Source organism: Streptomyces sp. NPDC096205 (assembly GCF_044763135.1).
Classification (GTDB): Bacteria; Actinomycetota; Actinomycetes; order Streptomycetales; family Streptomycetaceae; genus Streptomyces.
On sequence record NZ_JBIWFS010000010.1, the window covers coordinates 353,026 to 378,293 of the forward strand.

Genomic DNA, 25,268 nt, shown 5'->3' on the forward strand with positions numbered 1-25,268 from the left:
CCGCCCAGGAGGTGGACTTCCCTGGGTTACAGGGTGCGCTCCAGCCGGTCGGTGATCAGCTTCACGAACCGGGCCGGTTCCTTCGGGCGGCCGCCCTCGGCGAGTACGGCGAGTGCGTACAGCAGTTCGGCGGTCTCGGCGAGTTCGCCGCGGTCCTCGCGTTCCGTGTAGGCCTGGTTGAGGGCCTTCACCAGCTGGTGTTCCGGGTTGAGTTCGAGGATCCGCTTGGTGGCCGGCACCTCATGGCCCATCGCGCGGTACATGTTCTCCAGCGCCGGAGTGAGGTCGTCGGCGTCGGAGACGATGCAGGCCGGCGACACCGTGAGGCGGGAGGACAGGCGGACCTCCTTGATGTCGTCGCCTAGTTGCCCGGTCATCCAGCCGAGCAGTCCGGCGTACTCCTCGCTGCTCTTTTCCTTCCCGGCGTTGCCGTCCGCGCTCTCCCCGGTGTCGAGGTCGACCTCGCCCTTGGCCACCGAGCGGAGCTTCTTGCCCTCGAACTCGCCGACGGCGTCCACCCACACCTCGTCGACGGGATCCGTGAGCAGCAGGACCTCGATGCCCTTGGCGCGGAAGGCCTCCATGTGGGGAGAGTTCTCGATGCTCTGCACGGAGTCGCCGGTCAGGTAGTAGATGTCGTTGTGGCCGTCCTTCATCCGCTCCACGTACGCCGCGAGCGTGGTCGGCTCCTCCGCGTCATGGGTGCTGGCGAAGGACGACACGGCGAGGATGGCGTCGCGGTTGTCGGTGTCGGTGACCAGGCCCTCCTTCAGGACGGCGCCGAACTCCCGCCAGAACGTGCGGTACTTGTCCTGATGGGAGGCCATCAGGTCCTTGACCGTGGAGAGCACCCTCTTCGTCAGGCGGCGCTGCATCATGCGGATGTGGCGGTCCTGCTGCAGGATCTCGCGCGAGACGTTGAGGGAGAGGTCCTGTGCGTCGACGACGCCCTTGACGAAGCGGAGGTAGGGCGGGAGGAGTTCCTCGCAGTCGTCCATGATGAAGACGCGCTTGACGTAGAGCTGCAGGCCCCGCTGGTGGCCCTGCGTGAACAGGTCGTGCGGGGCGTGGGACGGGACGAACAGCAGCGCCTGGTACTCGAAGGTGCCCTCGGCCTGGAGGCGGATCGTCTCCAGCGGGTCGCGCCAGTCGTGACTCAGGTGCTTGTACAGCTCGTGGTACTCGTCGTCGGAGACCTCGTCGCGGGGGCGGGCCCAGAGCGCCTTCATCGAGTTCAGCGTCTCGGGCCCGGCCTGCTCGCCGTCGTCGCCCTGCTCGGGGACGAGCCGGACGGGCCAGGTGATGAAGTCCGAGTACCGTTTGACGATCTCCCTGATCTTCCAGGGGGAGGTGTAGTCGTGCAGTTGGTTCTCTGGGTCGGCGGGCTTGAGGTGCAGGGTGACGGCGGTGCCCTGCGGTGCCTCGTCGACGGTCTCAAGGGTGTAGGTGCCCTCGCCGCGGGACGTCCAGCGGGTGCCCTGCTTCTCGCCGGCGCGGCGGGTCACCAGGGTCACCTCGTCGGCGACCATGAAGCCGGAGTAGAAGCCGACGCCGAACTGGCCGATGAGCCCGTCGTCGTCCGCCGCGTCCTTGGCCTCACGCCACTCCTGGAGGAACGTTGCCGTGCCGGAGTTGGCGATCGTGCCGATGAGGCGGGTGACCTCGTCGTACGACATTCCGATGCCGTTGTCCCGGACGATGAGGGTCCGGGCCTCCTTGTCGGCCTCGATCTCGATGTGCAGGTCGGACACGTCGGCGTCGAGGCCGTCGTCGCGCAGGGAGGCGAGACGCAGTTTGTCGAGGGCGTCGGAGGCGTTGGAGACGAGCTCCCGCAGGAAGACGTCCTTGTTCGAGTACACCGAGTGGATCATCAGCTGGAGCAGCTGACGGGCCTCGACCTGGAACTCAAACGTTTCGGTCGGCATGGTTCGCGAGTACCTCACTGGGTCACGGTCGCCTGAACTGGTGCGTTCACTGTAAAACAGCCAGTCACCCCTGACAGACACACCGGGGTCGAATCATGCGTCCGGCGGGTGGCTCGCAGGTACTTCCCGTGTGGCCGGATCGGCGTGGGGTACGCGGGATGCCCCCGGAGCCGTCAGGGCTCCGCCTGGCGCAGGACGCGACATCTGGAGCTTCGATGCGATCGCAGCAGGACACCCCCGGCCCTCGCACGACCCCGGTGGCTGTGATCACCGGGTCCGACTCCGGTATCGGCCGTGCGACCGCCGTGCGTCTCGCGCAGGCCGGCATGGACATCGGCATCACCTGGCATCGCGACCGTGAAGGGGCGCAGCGGACGGCGGAGGAGGTACGGGCGACGGGGCGCCGGGCCGCGGTCGCGGAACTGGATCTCACCCGGCTCCCCGAGGCCGCCGGGGTCGTCGACCGGCTGGCCGACGAACTGGGCCGGATCGACGTGCTGGTGAACAACGCCGGGACCGGCACCATGACTCCCTTCCTGGAGCTGGACCTCGACACGGTGCGGCAGGTCATCGACGTCGACCTGGTGGGTCCCTTCCTGTGCGGGCAGCGCGCCGCCCACCGCATGATCGGCCAGGGCGGCGGTGGCCGGATCATCAACGTCACCAGCGTCCACGAGCACCAGCCGCGGGTCGGCGCGGCGCCGTACTGTGCGGCCAAGGGCGGACTCGGGCTTCTCACCCAGGTCATGGCGCTGGAACTGGCCGAGCACGGGATCACCGTCAATGCCGTCGCCCCGGGTGAGATCGCCACGCCGATGACGGGCCAGACGGACACCGACGTCACCGACGAGCACAGGCCGGGCGTACCGCTGGGCCGTCCGGGCGACGCCCGCGAGGTCGCGGCCGTGATCGCGTTCCTCGCCGGTCCCGACGCGTCCTACGTCACCGGTGCCTCGTGGGTGGTGGACGGAGGGATGCTGCGGATGGGCCCGCAGGCCGGCTCCCATCTGCCGGACGACGCCTGGCGACGCCCCTGAGCACGGCTCCGGAGCACCAACCGATCCACACCGACCGGACGTCAGCCATGACGACCTGCCCTGGTGATGAGTTTTCGCGCCCGCACCCGTCACACCTACGACGGGACACGACGAGACGGAAGGATGACGTGATGGGTGCGGAAGCGCGGCTGGAGGAACTGGGTGTGAGCGGGCTGGGCGACATCGACGAGTCGGCGTTCTCGGGGCTGGCGGAGCGGCACCGGCGGGAGCTGCACGTGCACTGCTACCGGATGCTCGGGTCGTTCGAGGACGCCGAGGACACCGTGCAGGAGACGTTCCTCCGTGCCTGGCGACGGCGGGAGACCTTCGAGGGGCGGTCGACGTTCCGGGCCTGGCTGTACGGGATCGCCACCAACGCCTGCCTGGACCTGCTCGCCAGGTGCCGGCCGGAGCCTGCGACCGGCGGCGAGGTGCTGTGGCTCCAGCCCTACCCGGACCGGCTGCTCGATGAGCTGCCCGCGGGCGATGCGGACGAGCCGGAGACCGTCGCCGTCGCTCGGGAGACGATCGAGCTGGCGTACCTGGTCGCAGTCCAGCACCTCGCGCCGCGCCCGCGGGCCGTGCTGATCCTGCGGGACGTGCTCGGCTGGCCGGCGAAGGACGTCGCGGGGCTCCTCGGGGACTCCGTCAACTCTGTCAACAGCGCGCTGCAGCGGGCCCGCGCCGGCATGCGGGAGCACCTGCCCGCCGAGAGGCAGGACTGGACCGGCGGCGAACAGGACGCCGGGACGCGCGAGCTGGTGCGCCGCTACACCGACGCCAGCGTGGCCACGGACATCGCCCTGCTCGCCGCAATGCTGCGGGACGACGCCCGCTGCTCGATGCCGCCCACGCCGGGCCTGTACGTCGGCCGCGACGCAGTGGTGAACGACTGGGTCGAGAGCGGCTTCGAGGGCATGAAGGGCCTGCGCGCCGTCCTCACGTCCGTGAACCGGCAGCCCGCCGTCGCCTTCTACCTCTGGCAGAAGCAGGAGGACGCGTACCTGCCGCTGACCATCGACGTCCTGCGCATCACCGGCGGGGCGATCACCGAGATCATCACGTTCCACGACGACCGGTTCCCGCGGCTCGGGCTGCCGGACCGTCTGCCCGCGGACGGCACGGAGTAGTCACTCCCGGGCCCGTCGGTGTGCTGTTCAGTTCAAGTGGTGTGTGTCGTTCAGCGCCCGTACCGTCGCGGTGCCGTCCTCGTCGTACGTCACTGTCGAGAGGGAGGCCGCTGCGACTTCCATGCGGAACAGGCTGTGGGGTGGGGCCTGGAGGGCGAGGCGGATCAGGGTTCTGATGGGGCCGACATGGGAGACGACCAGGACCGTGGCGCCGGCGTACCGGGCGAGCAGGGCGTCGCGTACGGCGGCGGACCGGTGGGCGACCTGTTGCATGGGCTCGCCCGCCCCCGAGGGGGGAGCCTCGGGCGAGGCGAGCCATGCACTCAGGTCGCCCGGGTGGCGTTCGCGGACTTCCGCGAACGTCAGACCCTCCCAGGCACCGAAGTCCGCTTCCCGCAGGTCACGGTCGGCCTGGACGCTCAGGCCGAGGCGCGTGGCCACGGCCTGAGCGGTCTCCTGGCAGCGCCGCATCGGTGAAGTGACGACCGCCTCGATGTCGCCGCGGCGGCCGAGGGCGTCGGCCACCGCCTGGGCCTGGCGGCGGCCGACGGGCGAGAGTCCCGGATCGGATCCTCCGCTGCCGGAGAGCCGCCGCTCAGGGGTGAGCAGGGTTTCGCCGTGCCGCAGCAGGACGAGCGTCGTCACGTCACTCACTTCGTCGTCTTCGCGAAGTGGTCCCGTACGGCGTCGGTCTGCTTCTCCATGATGTCGATGATGCCCTCGACCACGTTCAGGTCGGCGTCCTCGGCGATCTCCAGGATCCGCGACCAGTCGAAGAAGCTGCGGGCCGGGTCGTTGGTGATGGGGAACACCCGGATGGTCGCCTCGTAGCTGGCGACTCCGCTGGTGGGGGCGACCGCCCGGTAGGACTGGGTCTTGTTGATCTCGTCGCGGGCGGCGATCTCCTGCTGGACGACGTTGCCGCTGAGCGTGAGCTTGAAGTCGTAGCGGGCCGGGACCGTTTCGACCGAGCCGCCCTCCACCCAACTCACGTCCCGGTGGACGTCCAGGTCACCGGGGGACACGATCTCCAGGATCTGCATGGCGTCACGGATCGTCGCCCACACGGTGTCCGGGTCGGCGTCGAGGACGGTGGAGTGGTACATGGTGTGCTTGCGCTGGATCTTCGGCACGGGTTGCTCCTAGCTCTTGGCGATGAGGTGGTTTCCGAGGACCAGATAGTCGATCTCGGTGCCCATGAAGCAGTTCAGGGCGTCGGTGGGCGTGCAGACGATGGGTTCGCCGGCGACGTTGAACGAAGTGTTGATCAGGCAGGGCACGTCGGTGAGTTCGGTGAACCTCCGCAGCAGCGCCGTGAGCCGCGGGGTGCCCTCGTCCGTCAGGGTCTGGATACGGGAGGTGCCGTCCACGTGTACGGCACCGGGGATGCGGTCCCTGTAGTCGTCGCGGACGGGGAAGACGAACGTCATGTACGGGGAGCTGGTCTTGCGCCCCATGTCGAAGATCTTCGGCGCCTGCTCCTCCAGGACGAGCGGGGCGAACGGGCGGAAGGGCTCGCGGTGCTTGACCCGGGTGTTGATGATGTCCTTGATGTCGTCGAAGCCGGGGTTGGCGAGGATGCTGCGGTGTCCCAGGGCGCGCGGCCCGTGCTCGATGCGGCCTTCGAACCAGCCGATGACGACCTTCTCCGTCAGCAGCCGCGCCACCTGCTCGACGACCTCGTCGTCGTCCAGGCGCGAAACCATGACACGGCCGGCGAAGCCTTCAAGGGCCTCCTCGATCGCGGCGTCGTCGTAGGCCGGCCCCACGTAGGGCGTGACGGGTGCGGCGGCGGCGAGGATGTCCGCGGGGCCGGTGCCGGGATGGTTGAGCCAGGCGTGGGCCGCGGCTCCGATGGTGATGCCGGTGTCGGAGGCGCCGAAGCTGACCTGCATGTCCTCGAAGCGGGAGCCTTCGAACAACGGGGTGTTGTTCAGGCAGTTCAGGGCGACGCCGCCTTCGAACAACAGCCGGTCGAGATCCGTCCTCTTCTCCAGGTGGCTGACCTGGTGGGCGGTGGCGACGTTCAGCATCTGCTGCGCGGCGGCGGCGACGCGGGCCTTGTAGGCGAGGGTGTCCTCGAAGGGACCGAAGTACTCCTCGAACAGGGCGTCGTGACTGTGGAGGTTGTCGGTCTGCAGGGGCTTGGTGAAGGAGTAGCGGCCGTCGGCGTGCAGCGTCAGAAGGTGCTCGACGAACGGGTTGGGAGTCGGCGGGGTGGTGTAGCCGGCCAGGCCCATCACCTTGTACTCGTCGTTGTTGGGGACGAAGCCGAGGAAGCGGGTGATGGAGGAGAACAGGGTGCCCATGGAGTACTGGGCACCGATGACACTGTCCTCGAAGACGGTGATCTTGCCGTCGCGGATCTCGCCCGTCAAGGTCGAGAAGCGTTCGGCGCGGCCGTCGCTGACGAGGAACGCGGAGTCCTTCATGCCGGCGAGGTAGTAGCCGGTCGTGGCGTGGGCCAAGTGGTGAGGGACGAAGCGGACCTTGGCCGGGTCGGGGCGGTGTCCGGTGCGGGCTGCGAAGTCCGCGAGGATCGCCTCGTGGCTGACGACCTGGTCGAACAAGTCGGCCATGTCGCCCATGAGGCGGGTCTTGGCGTCCTCGCGCATCGGCGAGTTGCGGATGCCGTCCTGGATCTCCTCCAGCACCTGGGGGGTCCAGTTCCAGGGGAAGGCGAACAGGTCGACCTCGTCGAACGTGATCCCGGCTTCGTTCAGGCACCAGTCGATCGCGTTCGTGGGGAAGTCGGTGGTCTTCTTCTCCCGGTTGAGGCGTTCTTCCTCCACCGCGGCGACCAGGCGGCCGTCCACGAGGAGTGCGGCGGCGGCGTCGTGGCCCAAGAGGTAGTGCTTGTTGATGCCGGTCGCACCGAGGCGTTCGGAGAAGAACTCCGACACCCGGCTGAAACCATTACATCCGAGAACTATCACGGCATTCTTTCCTGTTATGGGGCTGCTTCGGCTACTTGGGCTGCTTGACGATCAGCAGGTCGCGGAGCTTCTCCCCCGCCGCGGGTGCCTGGCACAGGCCCGCGCCGGTGAATCCGGCCGCGTACAGAAAGCGGCGGGTGGGGTGTTCGCCGATGAAGGCAGTGTTGTTGGGGCTGGCGTCGAAGTCCCCGGTCCACGCACGATGCAGGCCGATGCCGTCCAAGGCGGGGAACAGGCTGCCGAGATGTCCGCCGATGCGGCCGAGCCAGGCTTCGCGTGTCTCGCCCGCCTTGGGTGCGCCCATGGCGAGGAGGATGCGGTCCTTCCACGAGCGGATCCGCAGGCCCGAGGCGGCGTGCATCGTCATGGGCAACTCGGGGTGCGGCGAGGGCGGGACGTCGGTGAACAGCATCTCCATCGTGCGGGGTGTCATCGGCAGGTCGACCGATGCCATGGACGCCACCTCGCCGGACCAGGGACCGGCCGTGCACACGACGCTGTCCGCCTTGATGCTGCCGCGCGGCGTGTGGACGGTGTTGTCGTCGTCGATGCCCGTGACGGGTGTGTGGGTGAAGAGGCCGGCACCGTGATTGCGGGCGGCGGCAGCGTAGCCGCGGACGATGTCGAGCCCGTCGACGTGATACGCCTCAGGAGACCAGGCAGCGGCCAGGACAGCGCGCTCGTTGATCAAGGGGTTGAGTCCGGCCGCGTCGCGCGCACTGATCAGTTCGACCTGGACTCCGGCGGCCTTCTGGGCCTGCTGGGTGGCCTCGAACTCGGCGATCTGCTGTTCCTCGGTGAACAGCGCCATGAAACCGAGCCGCTTCAGGGCGAGAGGGGCCGCGGTGTGGCGGGCGAACTCGTGGTAGGCGTTCAGGCTGCGCACGGCCATCTGCCCGGTGCGGGGGTCCCCGGGGAAATAGGTGCGGACCATGCCTGCGGTGTGCGCGGATGCCCCGCCGCCGAGGCCTCCGCGTTCCAGCAGCACGGTGTCCACGCCGGCTTCGGCGAGGTGGTAGGCGGCGGACGTGCCGATCACTCCCCCGCCGATGACGACAGCCTCGGCGCGGGCGGGCAGGGCGCTCGGCATGACTACACGCCCGCCTTGGCGCCCTGCTGGCGGAGGTGGTCCCCGGTGTCCCACGGGTACAGCTGGAGGTTCCAGCCGCCGAGGCAGTTGATGTAGAGGGCCATCTGGCTGGTGACGGCGTAGAAGTCGTCACGGTCCAGGCCGTCGAGGACGTCCAGGAAGCGCTGGGTGAACGCCCACAGCTTCTCCAGGCCGCAGTAGCCCAGGAACTCGGCGGGGACGCCGACCAGGAGGCGGGTCATGTGGACGAGGGCTTCCATGGGCATGCCCTGGACGGCAGCGCGGACGAGCCCGCCGTAGGCGGCGTAACCCAGCGGCCTGGTCTCGCCGTTGACGAACAGCAGGGTGGGAAGGACGGTGCCGAAGTTGCCCGCCTGGGAGGGGATGATGCCCTGGTGGAGGTCGTCCAGCTCGGCCGGGGGTGCGAGCCAGATCTTCTCGGTCTCGGCGCGGATGTCGGAGATCAGCCGGCCGGCGACCGTGTTGGTGGCGTGGAGCATCGGGATGCGGTGGCCCCCGGGCTCCCCGGCGCGGCGTACTTCGGCGAGGATCTGCTTCTTCGTGGAGTAGACGGCGTCCCAGATCGCCGCGCCGGCCTCCAGCAGGGCGGGCATGTCCGCCGCACGGATCTGGCCGACGGGTGTGGCCGGCATCGGCTCGGTCAGCGTGCCGTACTTGATGCCCAGGTGCTGCAAGCCGGAGCAGAACACGGTGCCGTCGGGGGCCTCGCGCCGGTCGGGGATGCGGGTGGTGTGCGGGGTGTGCAGCAGGGTGGGTATCGGCGCTACGTGGTAGAGGTGCTCTCCCGCGACGAGTGCGTGCCCCTGAAGGCTCTGGTAGGGCAGAGACTCCCACAGGGCGTCGGCGAGTGCCGGGTTGCGGTCGTCAAGGTCGGCGGTGACCGTGATGCCGAGGTCGGGCCAGGAGATCTCGATCTGACGGCCGAGCAGCTTCTCAGACAAGGCTTATCCCGTTCGTTGGTTCGGCTTGCCCGAGGAGTACATCGTCGATGGGCGTGTTCCAGCCAGGCGTCAAAGACATGAAACGGGAGCAGCCTGAGAACGGTAGTTCGTGGGTTCCTACGAGAACCGGGCGTCCGGATAACGGTCGTTGAGCACCCTGATCGTGAACCCCAGGGCACGAAGCGTGAGTTCACGCGGGCCGTGGGCGACGCAACGACGACGGCCATGCCTGGTCGACGAACCCGGCGTCGGTACCCGCAGCGGACGCGCTCGTTGTCGCGCTCGGAGCGGCCGTCTCCTCCTGATCCACTCGAGGGGCCGGGACCGAACCTCGCCTGTCGGAGAGGTCACGCCGTGATGGTCGGCGGCACGGTCGGGAAAGAGCGCCGTTCGAGCCACTCGCGGATCAGCTTGCCCTCCCCCGCGTCGGGCGGCCGACCGCGACGTCGCTGATCATGTGGCCTGCGTTGCCGGGCCGACCGTCGTCGGAGATGACCAGCCAAAAGCCGGAACCATTCACTCATTCCTTATGTCTCATCCAATATCAGCACCAAAACCTGCTTCAGGGGACATCATGGGACGTAAAAGCAGATCATGGGCCGCACTCCTGGTCGCTGTCACCGCACTGGGAGTGACCACCCTCCCGGCGGACGCCGCGCCGGTCGCAGCCGTGCAGAGCACCGCCTGCCCCACCGGCTGGGGAAGCCTCGCCAAGACACGCACCGCCGGTACGACGACGCCGGTGACGAACGTCAGGACCGGCCGCCACGCCTGCTACGACCGGATGGTCATCGACATCCCCGGCGCAAGCAGGAGCCACCTCGGCTACTCCGTCAGGTACGTCAGCCACCTCTACCAGGACGGATCGGGTCGCCTCATACCCGTCGGCGGCGGAGCCGTCCTGGAAGTGCGGGTGACAGCGCCCAGCTACGACCCCGACACCGGGGCGCCCACCTATCCCGCGAAGCCCGGCCGCTCCCTGCCGGGCGTCGACCTCACCGGATACCGCACCTTCCGGGACACCCGCTTCGCCGGCAGTTTCGAAGGCGACACCCAACTCGGACTCGGCGTCCGGGCCCGGCTGCCGTTCCGGGTCCTGCTGGTGGACGGCCACGTGATCGTGGACGTGGCCCACAACTGGACCGGAGCGCGCTGACTCGCGTCGGCGTCAGAACTGGAGGGAGGCGAGCCGGTCGGTCACGAGTCGGTCGCCCTCTGCGGGGCGACCGGCTCAATCCGGCAGTCGCAGCCGTGACGGGGCCGGGAGGAGGCCAGGCCGGGCATGCAGCGAGAAGATCAGCCGCTCGGATTGTTCACCCGTTCGGCGTAATCCTCGGTCTGCTGGCGTGGTGTCGTTTCCGCAGGTCGGATAAGGGGGGCAGGGGGCCCCTGGCAAGGAGGAGCGTCGTTACGGTCGCGGGGTGTCCAGTGGCGCGTTTGCCTGGTTGCAGTGCTGTCGTCGGGTGCCCCAGGCACATGCGTCGGGCCGACCCGAGGGCAGCGGACGGCCGCTCGGAAGGAGTGCGCATCTCATGGCCAACGAATCTCAAGGGAACGCCCCCGTCGATTCGGTGAGGGAGACGCTCGACAGGGCCATCTCCGACGTCAACCGCATTCTCGGCCTCCAGGGACTGCCCGCCGGCAACGACGCCGCGGTGCCCATGGCCGGGGGCAGCACCATCTCGGTCACCTGCAGCACGTACAGCTACGGCTGCGGCGGCACCACTCTCAGGTGAGAAGAGGTCCGTCGGTCCACCGGGGCTTTCACCACGGCCCCAAAGGGTGAACCGCCAGAATCACCTCGCCCGGAAGAAGGGGAAGGAGCTTCGTCTCATGGCCGGTGAACCCGAGGGGAACACTCCCCTCGAATCGGTGAGGGAGACGCTCGAAAGAGCCGTCTCCGACATCAACCGCGTCCTCGGCCTCCAGGGACTGCGCACCGGTGACGACACCGATGGGCCCCCGGTGGGCTTCAGGACGATCAGCGCCACGTCGATCGGCTGCAGCACGTACAGCGTGGCGTGCGGTACCCCGACCATTGCGCGGTAGGGACTCCCATGCGACAACCACTCCGCCGGGGCCCGCGCCGCGGCCTCGGCGGGTGAGCCGCCGTGAACCGCCTCGCGGCCGTGGCCGCCCACCATCACTTCGGTCTCGTCGATCCCCGATACTACGAGCCGCTTTCGCGCCGCCCCATCACCCCCGAGTACCGCGACGCCCTCCGCCGGCTGCTGCCGGCCGCCTGGGTCCTGCAGCGCGGCGACGTATGGCTGCATGCGCGGGGTCCTGCGGGGGCGTCACCGCCCATGGCGGAAGCGCCCTCACAGGGCTTCAAGATCCATGTCTCCTCGACTCCAAGCCACGCGCTGCGGCTGCTCGAGCTCGTGGTGCCCGTGTGTGTGGAGTACGGCGTCGAGTTCAAGACCGCCGGCGACCCAGTGCTGCTGAGTGTGCTCAACTCCAAGCTCCAGGAACGAGGTCACTCGGGCAAGTTCATGACCCTCTATCCGCCGGACGAGGGGGTGTTCACAGAGCTGATCGAGGCACTGCACCGGCGTACGGCCGACGAGCCGGTCGAGGGCCCGTACATCCTCTCCGACCGGCGCTACCGTGACAGCAGGGTGCTCTTCTACCGCTATGGCGGCTTCCGCCCCCCACGACGGCTCAACATCGACGGCACGACGAGTACGTACCTCGTCTCGCCCTCCGGCTCCTACGTCGCCGATGAACGCCTGCCGCACTTTCATCTGCCCCACTGGGTCCGCGACCCGTTCGCCGTGCAGGCCGACGCCCCCGAGGAGGAGACCGAGGAGAACTCCAGCGGCATCCTTCTGAACGACCGTTACCTCATCGAGGGGGCGCTCGTCTTCTCCAACGCGGGCGGCGTGTACCACGGCACGGACAAGATCACTCTGGAGCCGGTCGTGGTCAAGGAGGCCCGTCGGCTCACCAACTGCTGGACGAGCGAGGACCGCGTGTGGGACGCGGTCGATGTGCTGCGCCATGAGTACGACATGCTGCGGCACCTGGAGGGCCTGGACTTCGTTCCCCGGCCCATCGACCTCTTCCGCGACTGGGAGCACACCTTCCTGGTCGAGGAGCGGATCGAAGGCATCGCCCTGCATGATTTCTGGGCCCGGGACGACCTCATCCTCGCGCCCTACATCCGCCGGGAGGGGCGGCTGGAGCGGTTCGTTCCCCGCTTCCGCAACGTCGCCGAACAGCTGATCGCGATGGTGGAACAGGTCCATGCACGAGGAGTGCTGCTCGGTGACCTCTCGCCGAACAACATCCTGATCGACCCCGTGACCCAGCGGATGCGGCTCATCGACTTCGAGTGCGCCGTCCGCGAGGACGACGAGGCCGCGCTGCGCGAGTACGGCGGGCAACTGGGGACGCCCGGCTTCCTCAACCCGGAGCGCTTCTCTCGCAACAGGCTGCTGCCCTGCGACGACTGGTACGCCGTCGCCATGCTCCTGCACGGCTGCGTAGTCCCCGTGACGGCACTGTTCAGCCTGAATCCGGCGGCCAGGGACGTCTTCCTCGACGAGTTCGTCGAACTGGGCCTTCCCGCCTGCGCGAAGTCCGTCATCACCCAGCTGATGGCCGGAGCGGTGGATGAGGCGAAGGCCACCCTCGCCGCATGGGAGAGGGGCGGGAACACACGACGTCCGACGCGAACAGCCCTGGCATCGAACGGTGTTCCGGAGCGCCTCGTCACGGAGGTGCAGCACACCCTGGCCGGCCTGGCGGACGGCTTGCAGCGGACCATCGACGACGGGCGCTCCGACCGCCTGTGGCCGTCCGACCCCGTGGTCTTCGCGACGAACCCCCTCAGCGTCGCCCACGGCGCATGCGGCCCGGCGCTCCTGCTCCGTGCCACCACGCACGAGACACTGCCGGACGAGGTGACCTCCTGGATGCTGCGCCAGCCCGTCGACACGGACACCTGTCCGCCCGGTCTGTATCTCGGTCTGGCCGGCATCGCCTGGGCCTTCCATGGTCTGGGCCTGGAGGACAGGGCCGAGTCGGTGATGAAGCTGCTGTACACCTCGCCGCTGCTGTACGAGGAGCCGGGTGTATTCCTGGGGACTGCCGGATGGGGCATGGCCTCCCTTCAGTTCCACACCGCGACCGGGGCTCAGGTCCACCTCGACCACGCCGTACAGGCGGGTGAGCATCTCCTCACCACCGCACAGAACGAGGACGGGACCCTGTACTGGCCGTGCCGTCAGGACGAGTTGGTGCACTACGGCTACGGTTACGGCGCGAGCGGCATCGCGCTGTTCCTCCTCCATCTGTACCGGGCGACCGGTGACGACCGCTTCCGCACCGGCGCCGTCCGCGCCCTGGAGTTCGACCTCGCTCACGTGAGCCACAGCGAGTTGGGGATGCAGTGGCCGCGGTTCCAGGGCGAGACGGTCGTGTATCCGTACTGGATCCACGGAAGCGCCGGCATCGGCAGCACGCTGGCACGCTTCCATCACCTGCTCGGCATCGAACGCTACGGCGAACTCGCCCGGCGCGTCGCGGACGACACGTACGTCAAGTACGCCTTCGTCCCGGGTCTGTTCGAAGGTCTCTCGGGGATCGGCGAGTTCATGCTGGACATGTACGTCTTCACCGGCGAGGAGCGTTACCGCTGCAATGCGTTCGACATCGCCGAGACCCTCCTGTGGTTCAAGATCGAAGGGGAGGACGGCACGGCGTTCCCGGGCCGATGGCTCACCCGCATCTCCCATGACTACGCGACCGGTTCGGCGGGCGTGGGCCTGTTCCTCTCCCGGCTCGTCCACCCTCACCCCCGCCACTTCGTCGACCTTGCGCCGCCCGGCCCGGCAGAGTGATCCCACGAGTGGCCGGAGCCGGCCGGCAGTCCACGGCAAGCACCGTTGCAGTACTAGGTCGTCGCCGTCACAGGTTCGGCGGTGGGCCTGGTCCAGTGGATCCGGGTCGCGCACAGGGACACGGTCAGGGCGCAGGCCGCGACGACGGCCATGCCCCATACCAGGCTGGTGGCCCCGGCGACGAAGCCGATCAGGGCCGGTCCCGCGAGCAGCCCTGTGGTGCCCATCGCCGCGACCAGTGCCAGGGCCTCGGGGCCGCGCGCGGCGGCCGCGACGTAGACGCACGGGGTGACGGCGGCGACGCCGAGGCCGACGCAGGCGAAGCCGAGCAGGGTGGGCAGCACGCCGCCGGCCAGGAGGGCGAGGGCGAGTCCGGTGCCCGCGAGGGCACTGCCGAGGCGGACGATCAGGGCGTCGCCCCAGCGTTCGCGCCAGCTGTCGGCCATGAGCCGCGCCAGCACCATCACGACCGAGACCACGGCGATGCCCATGGGCACCAGATGTTCGGGCGCCTTGACGACGTCCTTCAGGTAGAGCGCGGACCAGTCGTTCATGGCGCCTTCGGTGACGGTGCCGAAGGCCATGGCGCAGCCCATCCACAGCGTCAGCGCCGACGGCAGGAGCAGTCGGCTGCGGCGGTCCTTCTTCTTCGCCTCCCGTGGCTTCGCGGGCTGTTCGTCGGTCAGCAGGCGGGGCTGGGCGTAGGCGAGGAGGAGCAGCAGCAGGACGGTGGCGACCATGAAGTGGGCGGTGACGGCGGAGGTCACGAGGTTCATGCCGGAGGCGAGGAGCGCGGCGGCGAGGGAGCCGGCGCTGAAGGTGGCGTGCAGTTGGGACATGGCGGTGCGGCAAAAGCGGGCCTCCAGGGCGGCGCCCTGGGCGTTCATGGCGACGTTGAGGCAGCCGACGGCGACTCCGTCGAGGCAGATGACCAGCAGCGCGACCGGGTAGTCGGGGGCTGCGGCCAGGGCCGGCAGCAGGGCGCCGAGGCACAGGGCGGAGACGCAGGCGAGCCGCCGGGAGCCGAGCCGTCGCATCAGCACCGCGACCAGCGGGAAGGAGGCGGCGGCGCCCGCGCCGCAGGCCATGAGCAGCAGGCCGAGTTCCTCCTCGGTCATGTCCAGCCGGGTCTTCAGCGCCGGGAGCCGGGCGGCCCAGGTGGCGTACTGGAAGCCGAGGAGACAGAAGAGTGCCGCTATGGCCGACTGGGCGCGGCGGAACTCGCCAGGGGCCCGCAACAGGTCACCAGGGACGCGGAACACGGTCATCAGCCTGCTTTCTGTGCATGGTTGTTTCGGCCCCCGCGTGCGCGTCGTGGAGTGCCGTCGACATGTAGACCGCGTTTTCGCCGTAGCTCGTGGGGAGTTCGACCTCGCGGTGGGTCAGATAGCCGTGGGCCGCCCAGAAGGTCTCCATCCCGCCGACCGCGATCAGCGAGATCCGCCGGTAGCGCTGGGCCGAGGCGGTGGCGGTGAGCCGGTGCAGCAGACGGCTGCCAAGCCCCCGTCCGCGCAGCGGTTCGGCGACGACGAGGTCGTGCAGATGGAGGTTGGGCGAGCGGAAGACGGTCCGCTCCGGGCGGCTCAGGTCGGGGTAGCGGAAGGCCGGGTAGGGCAACGCGAGCACATAGCCCGCGAGGCGGCCGTCGAGATGCAGGACGAGGCAGGTGCTGGGCGAGGCGCGGCCGCGCGATTCCAGGGCGGCCCTGCCCTCCAGCAGGGAGCTGTCCCGGTAGGCGGAGGCTTCGAGGGCCGCCACACCGGGCCAGTCGGCGGCGCCGACCGCCCGGATGCGCACATGGTGGGGCATGGCTCAGGCTCCTTGGCGGGTGGTGCTGTGCGGCAGCGGGCGGAAGCCGTTGAACCCCTGGGTCAGATAGCTGACGGCGTACGCCCCGGCGGACAGCACCCAGACCGGGTCGCCCGAGGCCGCCGCTCGGGGCACCCGCACCCGGGGGTGCTCGCTCGGGTAGGCGTCGTCGCTGTCGCAGGTGGGGCCGGCGACGACGGCGGGCACGTACTCGGCGCTGTGGGTGGGGAAGACGAGCCGGTAGCCCAACTGATCCATCTCGTACAGGCCGTTGAACTTCCCGCAGCTCAGGTAGAGCCAGCGCACCCGCTCGCCGTCGGGCCGGCCCCGCTCGGTCAGCCGGGACACGTGCGCCCTGATCGCGCCGTGGTCGGCGACCAGGTGCCGGCCCGGCTCCATGACCACGGACAAGGGGGCCGGGGACAGGTGCCTGAGCCGTTCGACGCCCTCGCGGATCACCACGAACATCTTGTCCAGCGGGGGTTCGAGCGCGATGCCCCGCCGGTCGACGTAGCCGAGGGCGGGCAGTCCGCCGCCGAGGTTGACGTGGTCGGGCACGATGCCGCGCCGGTGCAGCGCCGTCAGCGCCTCGGCGAGCGAGTCGAAGGCCGTCCGCCAGGCCGCGGTGGTCATCTGCTGCGAGCCGACGTGGAGGGAGAGCCCGGCCGGGGTCAGGCCCGTCGCCCGCGCGGCCTCCAGTACCTGTACGGCGTCCTGCGCCGAGCAGCCGAACTTCCGGCTCAGCCCCCACAAGGCGCCCTGTCCGCCCATGGCCAGCCGGCAGAACACGCGGGAGCCGGGGGCGTGGACGGCGATCGCCGTGACGTCCGCCAGGCTGTCGGTGGCGAAGTCCCGGATGCCGAGCCGGTGGGCCTCGGCGATGTCGGTGTCGGACTTGACGGTGTTGCCGTAGTGGATCCGGTCCACGGGCACCCCCGTGCGCAGGGCCAGCGCGATCTCGCCGGGGCTCGCGGCGTCGAAGCCCGCGCCCCGGTCGGCGAGGCAGGTCAGCACCTCGTGGACCGGGCAGGCCTTGACGGCGAAGCGGACGGCGAGGCCGGGCAGTTCCCGCAGCAGTCCGTCGTACTGGGTCTCGATGCCCACGAGGTCGTACACCACCCGGTCGTCGGTGGCGGCGGCGAGTGCCGCGCGCAGGCGGGGGCTGAGCCGGCCGGTCACGGGGTCGCTCCGAGAAGCCCGCGGCCGGCCTGGACGAGGGGCGCCCAGGACTCGGTCAGCAGCGCGAAGTCCTCCATGTCCTGCCGGACCTCGTCGAGCAGCCGGGCCCGGCGTGGGCGGAGTTCCCCGGCGAACTCCGCGTATCTGCCGCCCAGTCGGCGATAGGCCCGGTCGATCTGGTCCAGGCGCCACTCGTTCTCGGTCCGGTCCAGGCCGGTGCTCTCGCGCAGGAGGGCGACGACAGCGTCGGCGCGGATCTCCTGCCGGTCGTCGAGGAGGGCGGCTCCGGTCGCGGCCATGCGGTCGTAGACGAAGTTGAAGTAGAGCATCGACAGCAGGAACTTCACGAAGCGTGTCTGGTAGGCGGTGAAGCCGGTGTGCGTGCGCCGTTCCGGGGTGTGGAAGTTCTCGATGTGCCGGTTGTGCAGGACTCCGGGGAGGGTGGCGTCGTGCACCAGGTGGATGTGGAAGTAGTCGCTGCCGATGGTGTTCCGGGCGGGCGGCAGCGGCATCCGCTCGTACACCCGGTGCTCGAAGCCGATGTTGCACATGTCCACCCGCATCGGGTCGACCAGGGCCAGCTGGGTGCGGTCCTCGGTGTACGGGGCGGTCCCGGCGCCGGTGAAGGACTGCGCGACCAGCTGTCGCTTCCGCTCCGCGGTCCAGTGGCCGGGCGCCCACAGGCTGACGACGTTGTCATAGACGTCCGGGTCGAGCGCGCGTATCTCGGCGATGTCCACGGAGAGCTCGCCGATGAAGGAGCCGCCCGCCATCGACACCGGCCGGCCGTCGTACGCCGGGTCCAAATCCTTTTCGGACACCTCGGCCGAGACCTCGGCGGCGCTCCTGCCCAGTGCGGTCAGTTCGGGGTGGACCGGGAAGACCGGGACGCCGTCCTTGGTCTGGTAGCGGGAGTCCGAGTCGCGGCGGTGCACCGAGCGGCAGCCGAGAGCGGCGGCGATCAGGAAGGCGCGGTTGGTGCAGGCGCCGTAGGAGACCTCCGAGGGCAGCATCAGGTCGAGCATCAGGTCCGGCTTCGGGACGCGGGCGCGGTCGATGACGGTGCGCAGGAAGTCCCGCTGGCGGGCCTCGTCGAGGTGGTGGACCGTGACGTGCGGGGCCGGGGCGAGAGCGGCGACGGTCCGCGCGTGCTCGGCGTGGGTCCGCTCGTCGCAGGAGTCCAGGATCAGCAGGTGCACCTCGACGCTGAAGTGCCGGGCCGCGTAGGCCGCTTCCGCACCGATAGCCGAGATCATCGGGGAGCAGGCGCGGTCGGTGGGCAGGACCATGCAGACGCGGCGCCGGTTCACCGGGCGTCCCAGGGGTCCAGGCCCAGCACCTTGCGGCCGAGGCCGGTCAGGTCGGCGGCGCCGTAGCGCAGGGACTCGTGCTTGTCGGCGTCGCCGAGCAGGGTGCCGTTCCAGTCGGGGGTGCTCAGGGTGCGCCAGGAGTCGATCCGCGAGCGCCTGAGCTCCTGGTGTTCCTCCAGTGCGGGCATCATCGACAGGTACTGGACCGCGCGGGCGCCGCTGCCGGAGTTGGGGGCCACACCGTGTGCCAGCAGCCCGTTGAAGATCAGCAGGTCACCGGCGTGCAGCTCCGGCCGCACCAGGGGGAACTCCCGGCGGTCGACGGCGGGCCGGACGGGGTCGCGGCCCTCGGGCTGCTCGACCCGCCACCGGTCGAACCGCCGGAACAGCTCCGGGCAGCACTGGAACCCGCCCAGTTCGGGCTGGGTGTCGTTGAGCGCGATGATGCCCTGGACGCGCTGGGGCAGCACCTCGAGGGTGGTGTCGACGTCCCAGTGCAGCTCGATGTCGAAGCCCTGCTCGGTGGGTTCGATCAGGGAGCGGCAACGGTTCTTGATGTTGGGCGGGTTGAGGTTCAGCCGGTCCAGGGTGGTCCACAGCTCCTCGCAGTCCCAGATGTCGACGAAGGCGTCGTACACCCTCCGGTTCTGGCGGCTGTCCCAGATGAGCTGGTGGTGGTACGCCTCGACGAAGCCGTAGACGAACAGGTCGCGGTCCAGGTCGGAGCGGAACTCCCGCTCCTCGTACCAGGTTTCGGGGCGCTCGGGGTCCAGGTTCTGGAAGTCCCAGGCGAAGTCCAGCAGGGCGCGCGCGGCTTCGGGGGAGATCGCCTCGCGGACGACGACATAGCCGTACGTCTGCCAGGAGGCGAAGTCCTCCTCGGAGAGCACGCGCAAGGGCAGGGACTTCTGGATGCCGCGCAGGGGGGTGGGGGTGAGGTAGGTCTCGCCGTCGGCGCTGAAGTAGGGGCGGTTCGACGCCGCCCGGTACAGGTGCTGGTGAGAGGCGGGCATGGCTGGTGCTCCAGGCTCGTTCGTGCTGCGGCCGAATGGCCGAGTATTGGACTAGACCAAGGGGGGGTATGGGGGGCTATAACGGAGTCCGCCGAGCGGCCGGAAGGCAGGACCATGACCACCGATGCCGGTGTGCGAGCGCCCAAGTACTACCGCGTCAAGGAGCAGTTGCTGGAGTTGACGCGGACCTTGGGGCCCGACGCGCCGATCCCGGCGGAACGGTCGCTCGCGGTCGCGCTGCGCACCTCGCGCACCACCGTCAGGCGGGCCCTGCGGGAACTCGCGGGCGAGGGCCGCCTCGACCGGGTGCACGGCAAGGGCACGTTCGTGGCACGTCCGAAGATGTACGGGACCCTGCGCCTCGGCTGCTTCGCCGAGGACCTGCGGGCCCAGGGGGTCGAACCGGCGACACGGACTCTGGACGCCGGCCCGGTCGCCGCCGACGAGAAGCTCTCGGCCCTGCTCGGCGTCGGCGTCGACGAACCCGTGCTGCGCGTCGAGCGTTTGCTGCTGGCCGATGGCCACCCGCTGGCGATCGAGACGACGCACCGGCACGCGGGGGCCCGGCGGGCGGCGGAGGGCGAGGTGACCGTCGAGACCACGCTGGCGACCCCGTACGAGGCCGCTCTGCTGCGCACCGACGTGGGCCAGCCGATGCTGCTGGTGACCCGGCACTCGCGGACCGCGCAGGGCGAACCGGTGGACTGGGTCCGCTCGGTGTACCGCGGCGCCCGCTACCGGTTCGTGACGCCGCTGCTGCGGGCGGCGGGCTAGGGCCTGTCTTCCGGATCAGGTCGGCTGACAAGGAGTCGGCCTCGTTGCCAGGCCCGGCGACGCCGGCCCGATGTGCACCACGGGCCCTAGGGCCTGTCGTTTGGATCAGGTCGGCTGAAAGGGACTGCGCTTCTTGGCCGGGTCGAGCGGGGTCTGGTGCGTGCAGCTGCAAGGCGGAGGAGGGCGTCGACGCGGAGCGTCGGCAACCGACGACAACGCCGCAGATGTGCGTGCCAGACCCCGCGACGCCGGCATGATCCAAACGACAGGCCCTAGCACACGGCATGCGCGCTCCCGACCCCCAGGATGCGGCGGCGGGTCCTCGCCAGGGATTCCGGGTCGGCGCGGTCCACGTACCAGGGGCGGTTGAGCCGGTCGGAGTTCTCCCGCGGCACCAGGTGGACATGGAGGTGGAAGACGTCCTGCCACCCCGCGGGGCGGTTCGCCTGGAACAGGGTCAGGCCGTCGGGCTTCAGCACCCCGTCGAGGACCCCGGCCATGCGGTGGACGGTCCGCATCACCGCTGCCGCGTCGTCCTCGGTGATCTCCCAGATGTCCGCCGCGTGCGCGCGGGGGATGACGAGAGTGTGACCCTCCATCACGGCGGTGTTGTCGAGGAAGGCCACGGTCCGCTCGTCCTCAAAGAGGATCTCCGCGTGCAGCCGGCCCGCCACGATGTCGCAGAAGACGCACTCGGACGCCATGTCAGCCCCCGTCCTTGCGGGCGGCGGCGTCGATCAGCTCGCGCCAGCGGCGGACGGCGGCCGGGTCGACCGGGCTGTCCCAGCCCCGGTGACGCACCGAGGTGCCGACGTGGAAGGCGTCGACGCCCCGGGCACGCAGCGCGGGGACGTGCTCGGCGCCCAGTCCCCCGCCCGCCATGACGGCCAGGGTGTGACCGGGCTCGCCCTGGCGGTCCGCCTCGGCCAGCAGCGTGGGCAGTCCTTCCGCGACGCCGGCGACGCTGCCCGCGGACAGCAGGGTGTCCAGACCGGGCAGCCCCTCGACGGCGAGCCGTAGCGCCGTCCGGTCGGCCGCGTGGTCCACGGCCCGGTGGAACGTCCAGCGGCAGCCCGGCACCGCGTCGAGCAGGGCGCGGACCGCGGGCAGGTCCGGCGCGCCGTCCGCGGTGAGGAAGCCGAGGACGAACTCTTCGGCGCCTGCCGCCCGCAGTGCCCCGGCGGCGGTGCGCAGGGCGTCGAGGTCGGCGGCCTGGAAGCCGCCCTTGTCGCGCAGCATGACCCGCACGGGCACGGTGACGGCGTCCCGGGTGCGCACGAACTCCGCGAGCGCGGGGGTCATGCCGTCGGCTTCCATGTCGGCCGCCAGCTCCAGCCGGTGAGCGCCGCCCGCTGCAGCGGCGCGCGCCTCCTCGGCGGAGGTGACGACGACCTCCAGGATCGCCTCGCCCATGGCTCAGACCTCCGTCCGGGTCGCGGCGGTCATGGCGGGCGTCGGCGGCGGCCAGGTCATCCCGGTGAGATCGGGAACGATCAGATCGGCCGCGGCCAGCGCCTCGGCGGACTGGGTGGAAGTGATCGCCACGCAGTCGGCGCCGGCGCTCTTCGCCGCCGCGACCCCGGCCGGGGCGTCCTCGAAGACCACGACGTCGGCGGGCGAGACACCCAGCGCCGCACAGCACATGAGGCAGCCTTCCGGATCGGGCTTGCCGCGGCTCACGTCGTCGGACGTGACCAGCACGTCGAACAGGTCCAGCGCCCCCACCGCGCCGAGTTCGTGCCGGGCGTAGTCCCGGGTGCCCGAGGTCACCAGGCCGAGGGGGACCCCCGACCTCCTCAGCCGGGCGAGGAGGTCGAGGGCGCCGGGGATCGCGCCGACCGGGGGCATGTCGGGGAGGGTCGTGTAGGCGAGGGCCTCGGCGAAGAGTTCCTCCACGGTGCGTCCGGGAAAGCTGGGCAGGTGGTCGAGCAGTGCCTCCCGAGGGGGCCGCCCGGCGAAGCCCCGGATGACGGCGTCGTCGTGGGGGACGCCGTGGTTGCGGAAGAGCCGCGACCACGCCTCATGGCTGCGGGGCTCGGTGTCGATCAGGGTGCCGTCGAGGTCGAACAGCGCGGCGGTGTACATGTCGGTTCCTTCGGTCGATCGGTGGCTCACCGCACCTGGGCGGAGAGGGCGGCCAGGTCACGGGCGGTCCTGGAGAGCGGAAAGCGCGCCGCGTTGGCGAACCCGGACCGGCGCAGGCCGTCCAGCGCGCCCGGGTCGTCCCGCAGCCCGGTCAGCTCGGCCAGCGCCCGCCGCGGATCGGCGAGGAGATCGAGGGGCAGCGCCGAGTCGGCCAGCGCGTCCCGCAGCCCCGGCACGGGCTGGTACGCCACCGGCAGCCCGCACGCCTGCGCCTCCACGGCCACCAGACCGAACGCCTCCAGCTTCGCGGACGGCACCACCAGCAGATCGTGCTCGGCGAACGCCGCCCACAGCTCCTGGCGGCTCAGCCACCCGAGGTGCCGTACGGCCGACAGGTCCCGTTCCCCGGCCAGCCGCCGGAACTCGGCGGCCGGCGCGGCCATGCTGAGCCGCACCCCGGGTACGCCGGTCAGCAGGGCGGCCAGTTCGGCGGCGCCCTTCTCGGCGGTGAGCCGGCCGGCGTACAGCACGCGGAGCGGCCCGTCCTCCCGGGGGACGCGGACCGGCGGCTGGGCCAGCAGGGCGTCCGGGACGCCCCAGGGGATGTGGACGATACGGCCGCTGTCCGTCCGCGGGGCCAGCCGGCGCAGTTGGTCGGCCATCCCGGCCGTCGGCACCACCAGGGAGCGGGCCGCCTCGACCGCCTCCCGCAGCACCGCGCCCTGGGTCTCGTACTCGGCGGCGAACAGCAGGTCCGTGCCGTGCACCAGGCCGATGGCGGGCTGCTTGGGGTAGCCGCGCAGCAGTGCCGGGGTGGCGCCGAAGGCGAGGTGCTGGAGGTGGACGACGTCCTGCTCGGTGTGCGGGAAGCGGGCGGTGACCGCGTCCGTCAGCCGGTCGACGTAGGCCCAGAAGCCTTCGCCGCTGAGCTGTTTGCCGGGGACGTCCAGCAGGGCGAGGGGGCTTGCGTCGGGCGGCGCGGTGGCGTCCGCGACCCCGGGGGTCAGCATGAACGCGCTGGCCGCCAGCGGCCCGTCCGGGTCGAGGTACAGGTCCTTGAGCAGTTCGACGCTGCCGCCCGGACTCCCCCAGGGCAGGTCGAGTCCCGTCAGGATCCGGGGCGCGCTCACCGCAGCTCCTCGTACAGCCGCGAGATGTCGATCCCGCTGGTCCGGGTGTATTTGCGGCCCAGTCTCTGGTAGCTGGACATCGCGCCCTTGGCGACCAGGAAGACGATCTTCCCGAAGGGCATCAGCGGATAGACCCGCACCGGCCGCGCCACCCGTATCTCCAGGGTCCAGCGGATGGCGTGGCCCACGTGTCCGAGCGGGGCGGAGACATGGACCCAGATGCCGAGCGCGCCGAGGCTGCGGTCACCGTTGATCATCTGGGCGTAGCGCTCGGAGTGGGTGCGCTCGTGGGTGACGCCGAGGTAGAGCTGGCCCGGCCGCAGCACCATGCCCTCGGGCGGGATGACGTGCTCGGTGACCCGGGTCGCGGCGGCGGCGTCCAGCTCGTCGCCCTCGCAGACCCGGATGCGGTCCCCGAGGTGCCAGTCGTAGGCGTTCGGCGAGATCCGCTCGGCGTTGTACGGCTCGATCACGATGTCGCCGCGCTCCACGGCGGTGGCGATGGCTTCGCGGGTGAGGATCATGTCGTCGGTACCGCCGCGTCCTTCCAGTAGCGGGACTCCTGGGGGCCCGCCGAGGACTGGTACTTGCCGCGGTAGAGGTCGACCTCGCCGAGCGACACGAAGAACATGATCTGGCCGATCTTCATCCCCGGGTACACCCGCAGCGGCCGGACCGGGGAGAGCATCAGCGTCCACTGGCCGTGGAAGCCGATGTCGCCGATGGGCGCCGTGATCTCCACGAACAGGCCGAGCCGCCCGACCGAGGACCGCCCGAAGAGCAGCGGCACGTACTGGTCGGAGCCGACCTGTTCCACGGTGTGCCCGAGATAGAGCTGGTCGGGTCTGAGGACATAGCCGTCCTCCCCGATGACGATCTCCCGGGTGGCGTTGGGCCGGTAGGGGTCGATGACCTCGTCGGTGTAGGTCAGCAGCCGGTCGCCGAGGCAGACGTTGTAGCTGTTGGGGTTCACCTGGGCCGGGTTGAACGGCGAGATGACGATCCGGCCGTCGTTCGCGGCCTCGGTGATCTCGGGACCGGTGAGGATCACGCGGCCCTCCCCGCTCCACCCGTGGCACCCGCGACGCCCTCGAAGTCGAAGTCCACCCGGTCCGCCACGTCCAGCTCCCGCAGCATGCGCAGGATGCCGGAGAAGTCGGTGACGAGCAGGTCCGCGTGTCCGCCGCTGCGGGAGTCCTCGACGATGTCGCGGGCCTTGGGGATGCCCGCGAACTCCAGGACCTTCAGCCACCAGTCGAAGTCCTCGGCGCAGAAGGCGTTGATGCCGGCGGGCAGGGACGCCACGAAGAAGTCCTGCTGCGGCTTGGTGAGGTTGACGAAGACGTCCTTCATCACCTCGACCATGACCGGGCCGTGCGCCGACTCGTCGCGGGCGTGCAGCCGGGCGATCGTGGAGTGCAGCGGCTGCACGGTGGTGTCGCGGGCCATCAGGTCGAGGAAGGCGTTGACGCTGACCTCGCCGACCGTGGTCCACAGCAGGAGGAGCAGATCCGACTCCCAGCGCTCGGTGGCGGCGTCCTGCGCCTCGTACAGCAGCCGGTTGGTGACGGGGTGCCCGCAGTCGGGTTCGGCGGTGATGCCCCGGGCCTCGCGGGTGCGCTGCATGCCGAGCATGTGCATGTACGTGTGCCACACCTCGTCGATGTGGGACTGCCGCACGATCTCCTTGACCTCGAAGCGGTCCACCCCGGGGAACACGGCGTGGCCGAGCTTCTCGAAGGTGGGGTTGACGACGAACTCCTCGGCGGCCACGACGCGTTCGTTGTACGCGATCCAGCCCAGGGTGTTCACGGTGCGCCGCTTGTCCTCCGGGGCGTCCCGGAAGTCGGGGTGCTCGCCGAACGGCATCAGCGCGACGGGGTAGTCGAGGAGTTCGGGGTCGTACTCCTCGGCTCCGGTGACCTTCTCCATGTCGGTGCGGACGGTGGCCCGACGGGGCCAGGCCGCCGCGAGCCGGCGGAGCGTGCCGGGGCCGACCTGGCCGGTGGCTTCCTCGATGGTTCCCAACTCTTGCGTTCCT

General features: G+C 70.2%; 24 protein-coding genes and 1 pseudogene. 7 read left to right on the top strand and 18 right to left on the bottom strand.

What is annotated here, in order from left to right; all coding sequences use genetic code 11:
* Positions 1-26: 26 nt before the first annotated feature.
* Positions 27-1,925, bottom strand: a complete 1,899-nt coding sequence (htpG, locus tag ACIQ6Y_RS33540) for a molecular chaperone HtpG (RefSeq protein WP_404044869.1) — start codon at positions 1,923-1,925, stop codon at positions 27-29.
* 215 nt (positions 1,926-2,140) lie between these two features.
* Between htpG and ACIQ6Y_RS33545 the strand changes: the two genes are divergently transcribed.
* Both ACIQ6Y_RS33545 and ACIQ6Y_RS33550 read left to right on the top strand, forming a co-directional pair.
* Complete coding sequence (locus tag ACIQ6Y_RS33545) at positions 2,141-2,962, top strand: SDR family oxidoreductase (RefSeq protein WP_404044871.1); 822 nt, start codon at positions 2,141-2,143, stop codon at positions 2,960-2,962.
* Positions 2,963-3,093: 131 nt separating this feature from the next.
* Positions 3,094-4,092 carry an RNA polymerase subunit sigma-70 gene (locus tag ACIQ6Y_RS33550; RefSeq protein WP_404044873.1) on the top strand — a complete coding sequence of 333 codons (999 nt, stop codon included), beginning with the start codon at positions 3,094-3,096 and terminating at the stop codon, positions 4,090-4,092.
* Between the two features lie 27 nt (positions 4,093-4,119).
* Here the strand turns inward: ACIQ6Y_RS33550 and ACIQ6Y_RS33555 are convergent.
* From ACIQ6Y_RS33555 to ACIQ6Y_RS33575, 5 genes and pseudogenes are all read right to left on the bottom strand, one after another.
* Positions 4,120-4,731 (bottom strand): annotated as a pseudogene (locus tag ACIQ6Y_RS33555) (histidine phosphatase family protein); the annotation flags it as partial.
* An 11-nt stretch (positions 4,732-4,742) separates the two neighbouring features.
* Entirely contained in the window at positions 4,743-5,225 is a 483-nt protein-coding gene (locus ACIQ6Y_RS33560) for an SRPBCC family protein (protein ID WP_404044875.1), read from the bottom strand.
* Positions 5,226-5,234: 9 nt separating this feature from the next.
* Entirely contained in the window at positions 5,235-6,995 is a 1,761-nt protein-coding gene (locus ACIQ6Y_RS33565) for a carbamoyltransferase (RefSeq protein WP_404044877.1), read from the bottom strand.
* Positions 6,996-7,059: 64 nt separating this feature from the next.
* The gene (locus ACIQ6Y_RS33570; protein WP_404044879.1) at positions 7,060-8,118 is read right to left on the bottom strand and encodes an NAD(P)/FAD-dependent oxidoreductase; all 1,059 of its coding nucleotides are present in this window, start codon (positions 8,116-8,118) and stop codon (positions 7,060-7,062) included.
* A 2-nt stretch (positions 8,119-8,120) separates the two neighbouring features.
* Positions 8,121-9,080 (bottom strand): hypothetical protein, encoded by a 960-nt coding sequence (locus tag ACIQ6Y_RS33575; protein WP_404044881.1) that lies wholly within the window; start codon positions 9,078-9,080, stop codon positions 8,121-8,123.
* A 574-nt stretch (positions 9,081-9,654) separates the two neighbouring features.
* Here ACIQ6Y_RS33575 and ACIQ6Y_RS33580 point away from each other — a divergent pair.
* The 4 genes from ACIQ6Y_RS33580 to lanKC all read left to right on the top strand — a co-directional run bounded on the left by ACIQ6Y_RS33580 (position 9,655) and on the right by lanKC (position 13,927).
* Positions 9,655-10,236, top strand: coding sequence for a hypothetical protein (locus tag ACIQ6Y_RS33580; RefSeq protein ID WP_404044884.1), 582 nt, complete (start codon positions 9,655-9,657; stop codon positions 10,234-10,236).
* Positions 10,237-10,612: 376 nt separating this feature from the next.
* On the top strand, positions 10,613-10,816 hold the full coding sequence (locus ACIQ6Y_RS33585; RefSeq protein WP_404044886.1) for a hypothetical protein: 204 nt from the start codon (positions 10,613-10,615) through the stop codon (positions 10,814-10,816).
* 97 nt (positions 10,817-10,913) lie between these two features.
* Positions 10,914-11,129: a hypothetical protein gene (locus ACIQ6Y_RS33590; RefSeq protein WP_404044888.1), complete on the top strand. Its 216-nt coding sequence runs from the start codon at positions 10,914-10,916 to the stop codon at positions 11,127-11,129.
* A 62-nt stretch (positions 11,130-11,191) separates the two neighbouring features.
* Positions 11,192-13,927, top strand: coding sequence for a class III lanthionine synthetase LanKC (gene lanKC / locus ACIQ6Y_RS33595; protein WP_404044891.1), 2,736 nt, complete (start codon positions 11,192-11,194; stop codon positions 13,925-13,927).
* Positions 13,928-13,980: 53 nt separating this feature from the next.
* Here the strand turns inward: lanKC and ACIQ6Y_RS33600 are convergent, their stop codons facing one another.
* Genes ACIQ6Y_RS33600 through ACIQ6Y_RS33620 form a run of 5 tightly spaced genes read right to left on the bottom strand, consistent with a single transcriptional unit; the run spans position 13,981 to position 19,238 of the window.
* Positions 13,981-15,168, bottom strand: a complete 1,188-nt coding sequence (locus tag ACIQ6Y_RS33600; RefSeq protein WP_404045127.1) for an MFS transporter — start codon at positions 15,166-15,168, stop codon at positions 13,981-13,983.
* Position 15,169: 1 nt separating this feature from the next.
* Positions 15,170-15,736 carry a GNAT family N-acetyltransferase gene (locus tag ACIQ6Y_RS33605; RefSeq protein WP_404044894.1) on the bottom strand — a complete coding sequence of 189 codons (567 nt, stop codon included), beginning with the start codon at positions 15,734-15,736 and terminating at the stop codon, positions 15,170-15,172.
* Positions 15,737-15,739: 3 nt separating this feature from the next.
* On the bottom strand, positions 15,740-16,915 hold the full coding sequence (locus ACIQ6Y_RS33610) for a type III PLP-dependent enzyme (protein ID WP_404044897.1): 1,176 nt from the start codon (positions 16,913-16,915) through the stop codon (positions 15,740-15,742).
* Positions 16,912-18,204: a DUF6271 family protein gene (locus ACIQ6Y_RS33615; protein ID WP_404045130.1), complete on the bottom strand. Its 1,293-nt coding sequence runs from the start codon at positions 18,202-18,204 to the stop codon at positions 16,912-16,914. The genes ACIQ6Y_RS33610 and ACIQ6Y_RS33615 overlap by 4 nt, the downstream gene beginning before the upstream one ends.
* Positions 18,205-18,221: 17 nt before the next feature.
* A complete protein-coding gene (locus tag ACIQ6Y_RS33620; protein ID WP_404044899.1) occupies positions 18,222-19,238 on the bottom strand; it encodes a phytanoyl-CoA dioxygenase family protein in 1,017 nt (338 codons plus the stop codon).
* Between the two features lie 114 nt (positions 19,239-19,352).
* On the opposite strand from ACIQ6Y_RS33620, the gene ACIQ6Y_RS33625 reads away from it, so the two are divergent.
* Entirely contained in the window at positions 19,353-20,012 is a 660-nt protein-coding gene (locus tag ACIQ6Y_RS33625) for a GntR family transcriptional regulator (protein ID WP_404044902.1), read from the top strand.
* Between the two features lie 272 nt (positions 20,013-20,284).
* On the opposite strand, the gene ACIQ6Y_RS33630 is transcribed toward ACIQ6Y_RS33625, so the two are convergent.
* The 7 genes from ACIQ6Y_RS33630 to ACIQ6Y_RS33660 are packed head-to-tail and all read right to left on the bottom strand — an operon-like array spanning position 20,285 to position 25,255.
* Complete coding sequence (locus tag ACIQ6Y_RS33630; protein WP_404044904.1) at positions 20,285-20,716, bottom strand: HIT family protein; 432 nt, start codon at positions 20,714-20,716, stop codon at positions 20,285-20,287.
* A gap of 1 nt (position 20,717) precedes the next feature.
* A complete protein-coding gene (locus ACIQ6Y_RS33635; protein WP_404044906.1) occupies positions 20,718-21,425 on the bottom strand; it encodes a copper homeostasis protein CutC in 708 nt (235 codons plus the stop codon).
* 3 nt (positions 21,426-21,428) lie between these two features.
* Positions 21,429-22,097: an HAD family hydrolase gene (locus ACIQ6Y_RS33640; RefSeq protein WP_404044908.1), complete on the bottom strand. Its 669-nt coding sequence runs from the start codon at positions 22,095-22,097 to the stop codon at positions 21,429-21,431.
* A 26-nt stretch (positions 22,098-22,123) separates the two neighbouring features.
* A complete protein-coding gene (locus tag ACIQ6Y_RS33645; RefSeq protein WP_404044910.1) occupies positions 22,124-23,227 on the bottom strand; it encodes a glycosyltransferase family 4 protein in 1,104 nt (367 codons plus the stop codon).
* Positions 23,224-23,751, bottom strand: coding sequence for a dCTP deaminase domain-containing protein (locus ACIQ6Y_RS33650; RefSeq protein WP_404044913.1), 528 nt, complete (start codon positions 23,749-23,751; stop codon positions 23,224-23,226). The genes ACIQ6Y_RS33645 and ACIQ6Y_RS33650 overlap by 4 nt, the downstream gene beginning before the upstream one ends.
* On the bottom strand, positions 23,748-24,278 hold the full coding sequence (dcd, locus tag ACIQ6Y_RS33655; RefSeq protein ID WP_404044916.1) for a dCTP deaminase: 531 nt from the start codon (positions 24,276-24,278) through the stop codon (positions 23,748-23,750). Before dcd ends, ACIQ6Y_RS33650 begins: the two co-directional genes overlap by 4 nt.
* Positions 24,275-25,255, bottom strand: a complete 981-nt coding sequence (locus ACIQ6Y_RS33660; protein ID WP_404044919.1) for a diiron oxygenase — start codon at positions 25,253-25,255, stop codon at positions 24,275-24,277. Before ACIQ6Y_RS33660 ends, dcd begins: the two co-directional genes overlap by 4 nt.
* Positions 25,256-25,268 lie beyond the last annotated feature (13 nt).

Coding starts and splice junctions, on each gene's coding strand:
- ACIQ6Y_RS33650 (WP_404044913.1), bottom strand. CDS start 23,751: ATGATCCTCACCCGCGAAGCCATCGCCACCGCCGTGGAGCGCGGCGAC.
- ACIQ6Y_RS33570 (WP_404044879.1), bottom strand. CDS start 8,118: ATGCCGAGCGCCCTGCCCGCCCGCGCCGAGGCTGTCGTCATCGGCGGG.
- ACIQ6Y_RS33635 (WP_404044906.1), bottom strand. CDS start 21,425: ATGGGCGAGGCGATCCTGGAGGTCGTCGTCACCTCCGCCGAGGAGGCG.
- ACIQ6Y_RS33605 (WP_404044894.1), bottom strand. CDS start 15,736: ATGCCCCACCATGTGCGCATCCGGGCGGTCGGCGCCGCCGACTGGCCC.
- ACIQ6Y_RS33545 (WP_404044871.1), top strand. CDS start 2,141: ATGCGATCGCAGCAGGACACCCCCGGCCCTCGCACGACCCCGGTGGCT.
- ACIQ6Y_RS33620 (WP_404044899.1), bottom strand. CDS start 19,238: ATGCCCGCCTCTCACCAGCACCTGTACCGGGCGGCGTCGAACCGCCCC.
- ACIQ6Y_RS33615 (WP_404045130.1), bottom strand. CDS start 18,204: ATGGTCCTGCCCACCGACCGCGCCTGCTCCCCGATGATCTCGGCTATC.
- ACIQ6Y_RS33640 (WP_404044908.1), bottom strand. CDS start 22,097: ATGTACACCGCCGCGCTGTTCGACCTCGACGGCACCCTGATCGACACC.
- ACIQ6Y_RS33625 (WP_404044902.1), top strand. CDS start 19,353: ATGACCACCGATGCCGGTGTGCGAGCGCCCAAGTACTACCGCGTCAAG.
- ACIQ6Y_RS33590 (WP_404044888.1), top strand. CDS start 10,914: ATGGCCGGTGAACCCGAGGGGAACACTCCCCTCGAATCGGTGAGGGAG.
- htpG (WP_404044869.1), bottom strand. CDS start 1,925: ATGCCGACCGAAACGTTTGAGTTCCAGGTCGAGGCCCGTCAGCTGCTC.
- ACIQ6Y_RS33630 (WP_404044904.1), bottom strand. CDS start 20,716: ATGGCGTCCGAGTGCGTCTTCTGCGACATCGTGGCGGGCCGGCTGCAC.
- ACIQ6Y_RS33550 (WP_404044873.1), top strand. CDS start 3,094: ATGGGTGCGGAAGCGCGGCTGGAGGAACTGGGTGTGAGCGGGCTGGGC.
- ACIQ6Y_RS33580 (WP_404044884.1), top strand. CDS start 9,655: ATGGGACGTAAAAGCAGATCATGGGCCGCACTCCTGGTCGCTGTCACC.
- ACIQ6Y_RS33585 (WP_404044886.1), top strand. CDS start 10,613: ATGGCCAACGAATCTCAAGGGAACGCCCCCGTCGATTCGGTGAGGGAG.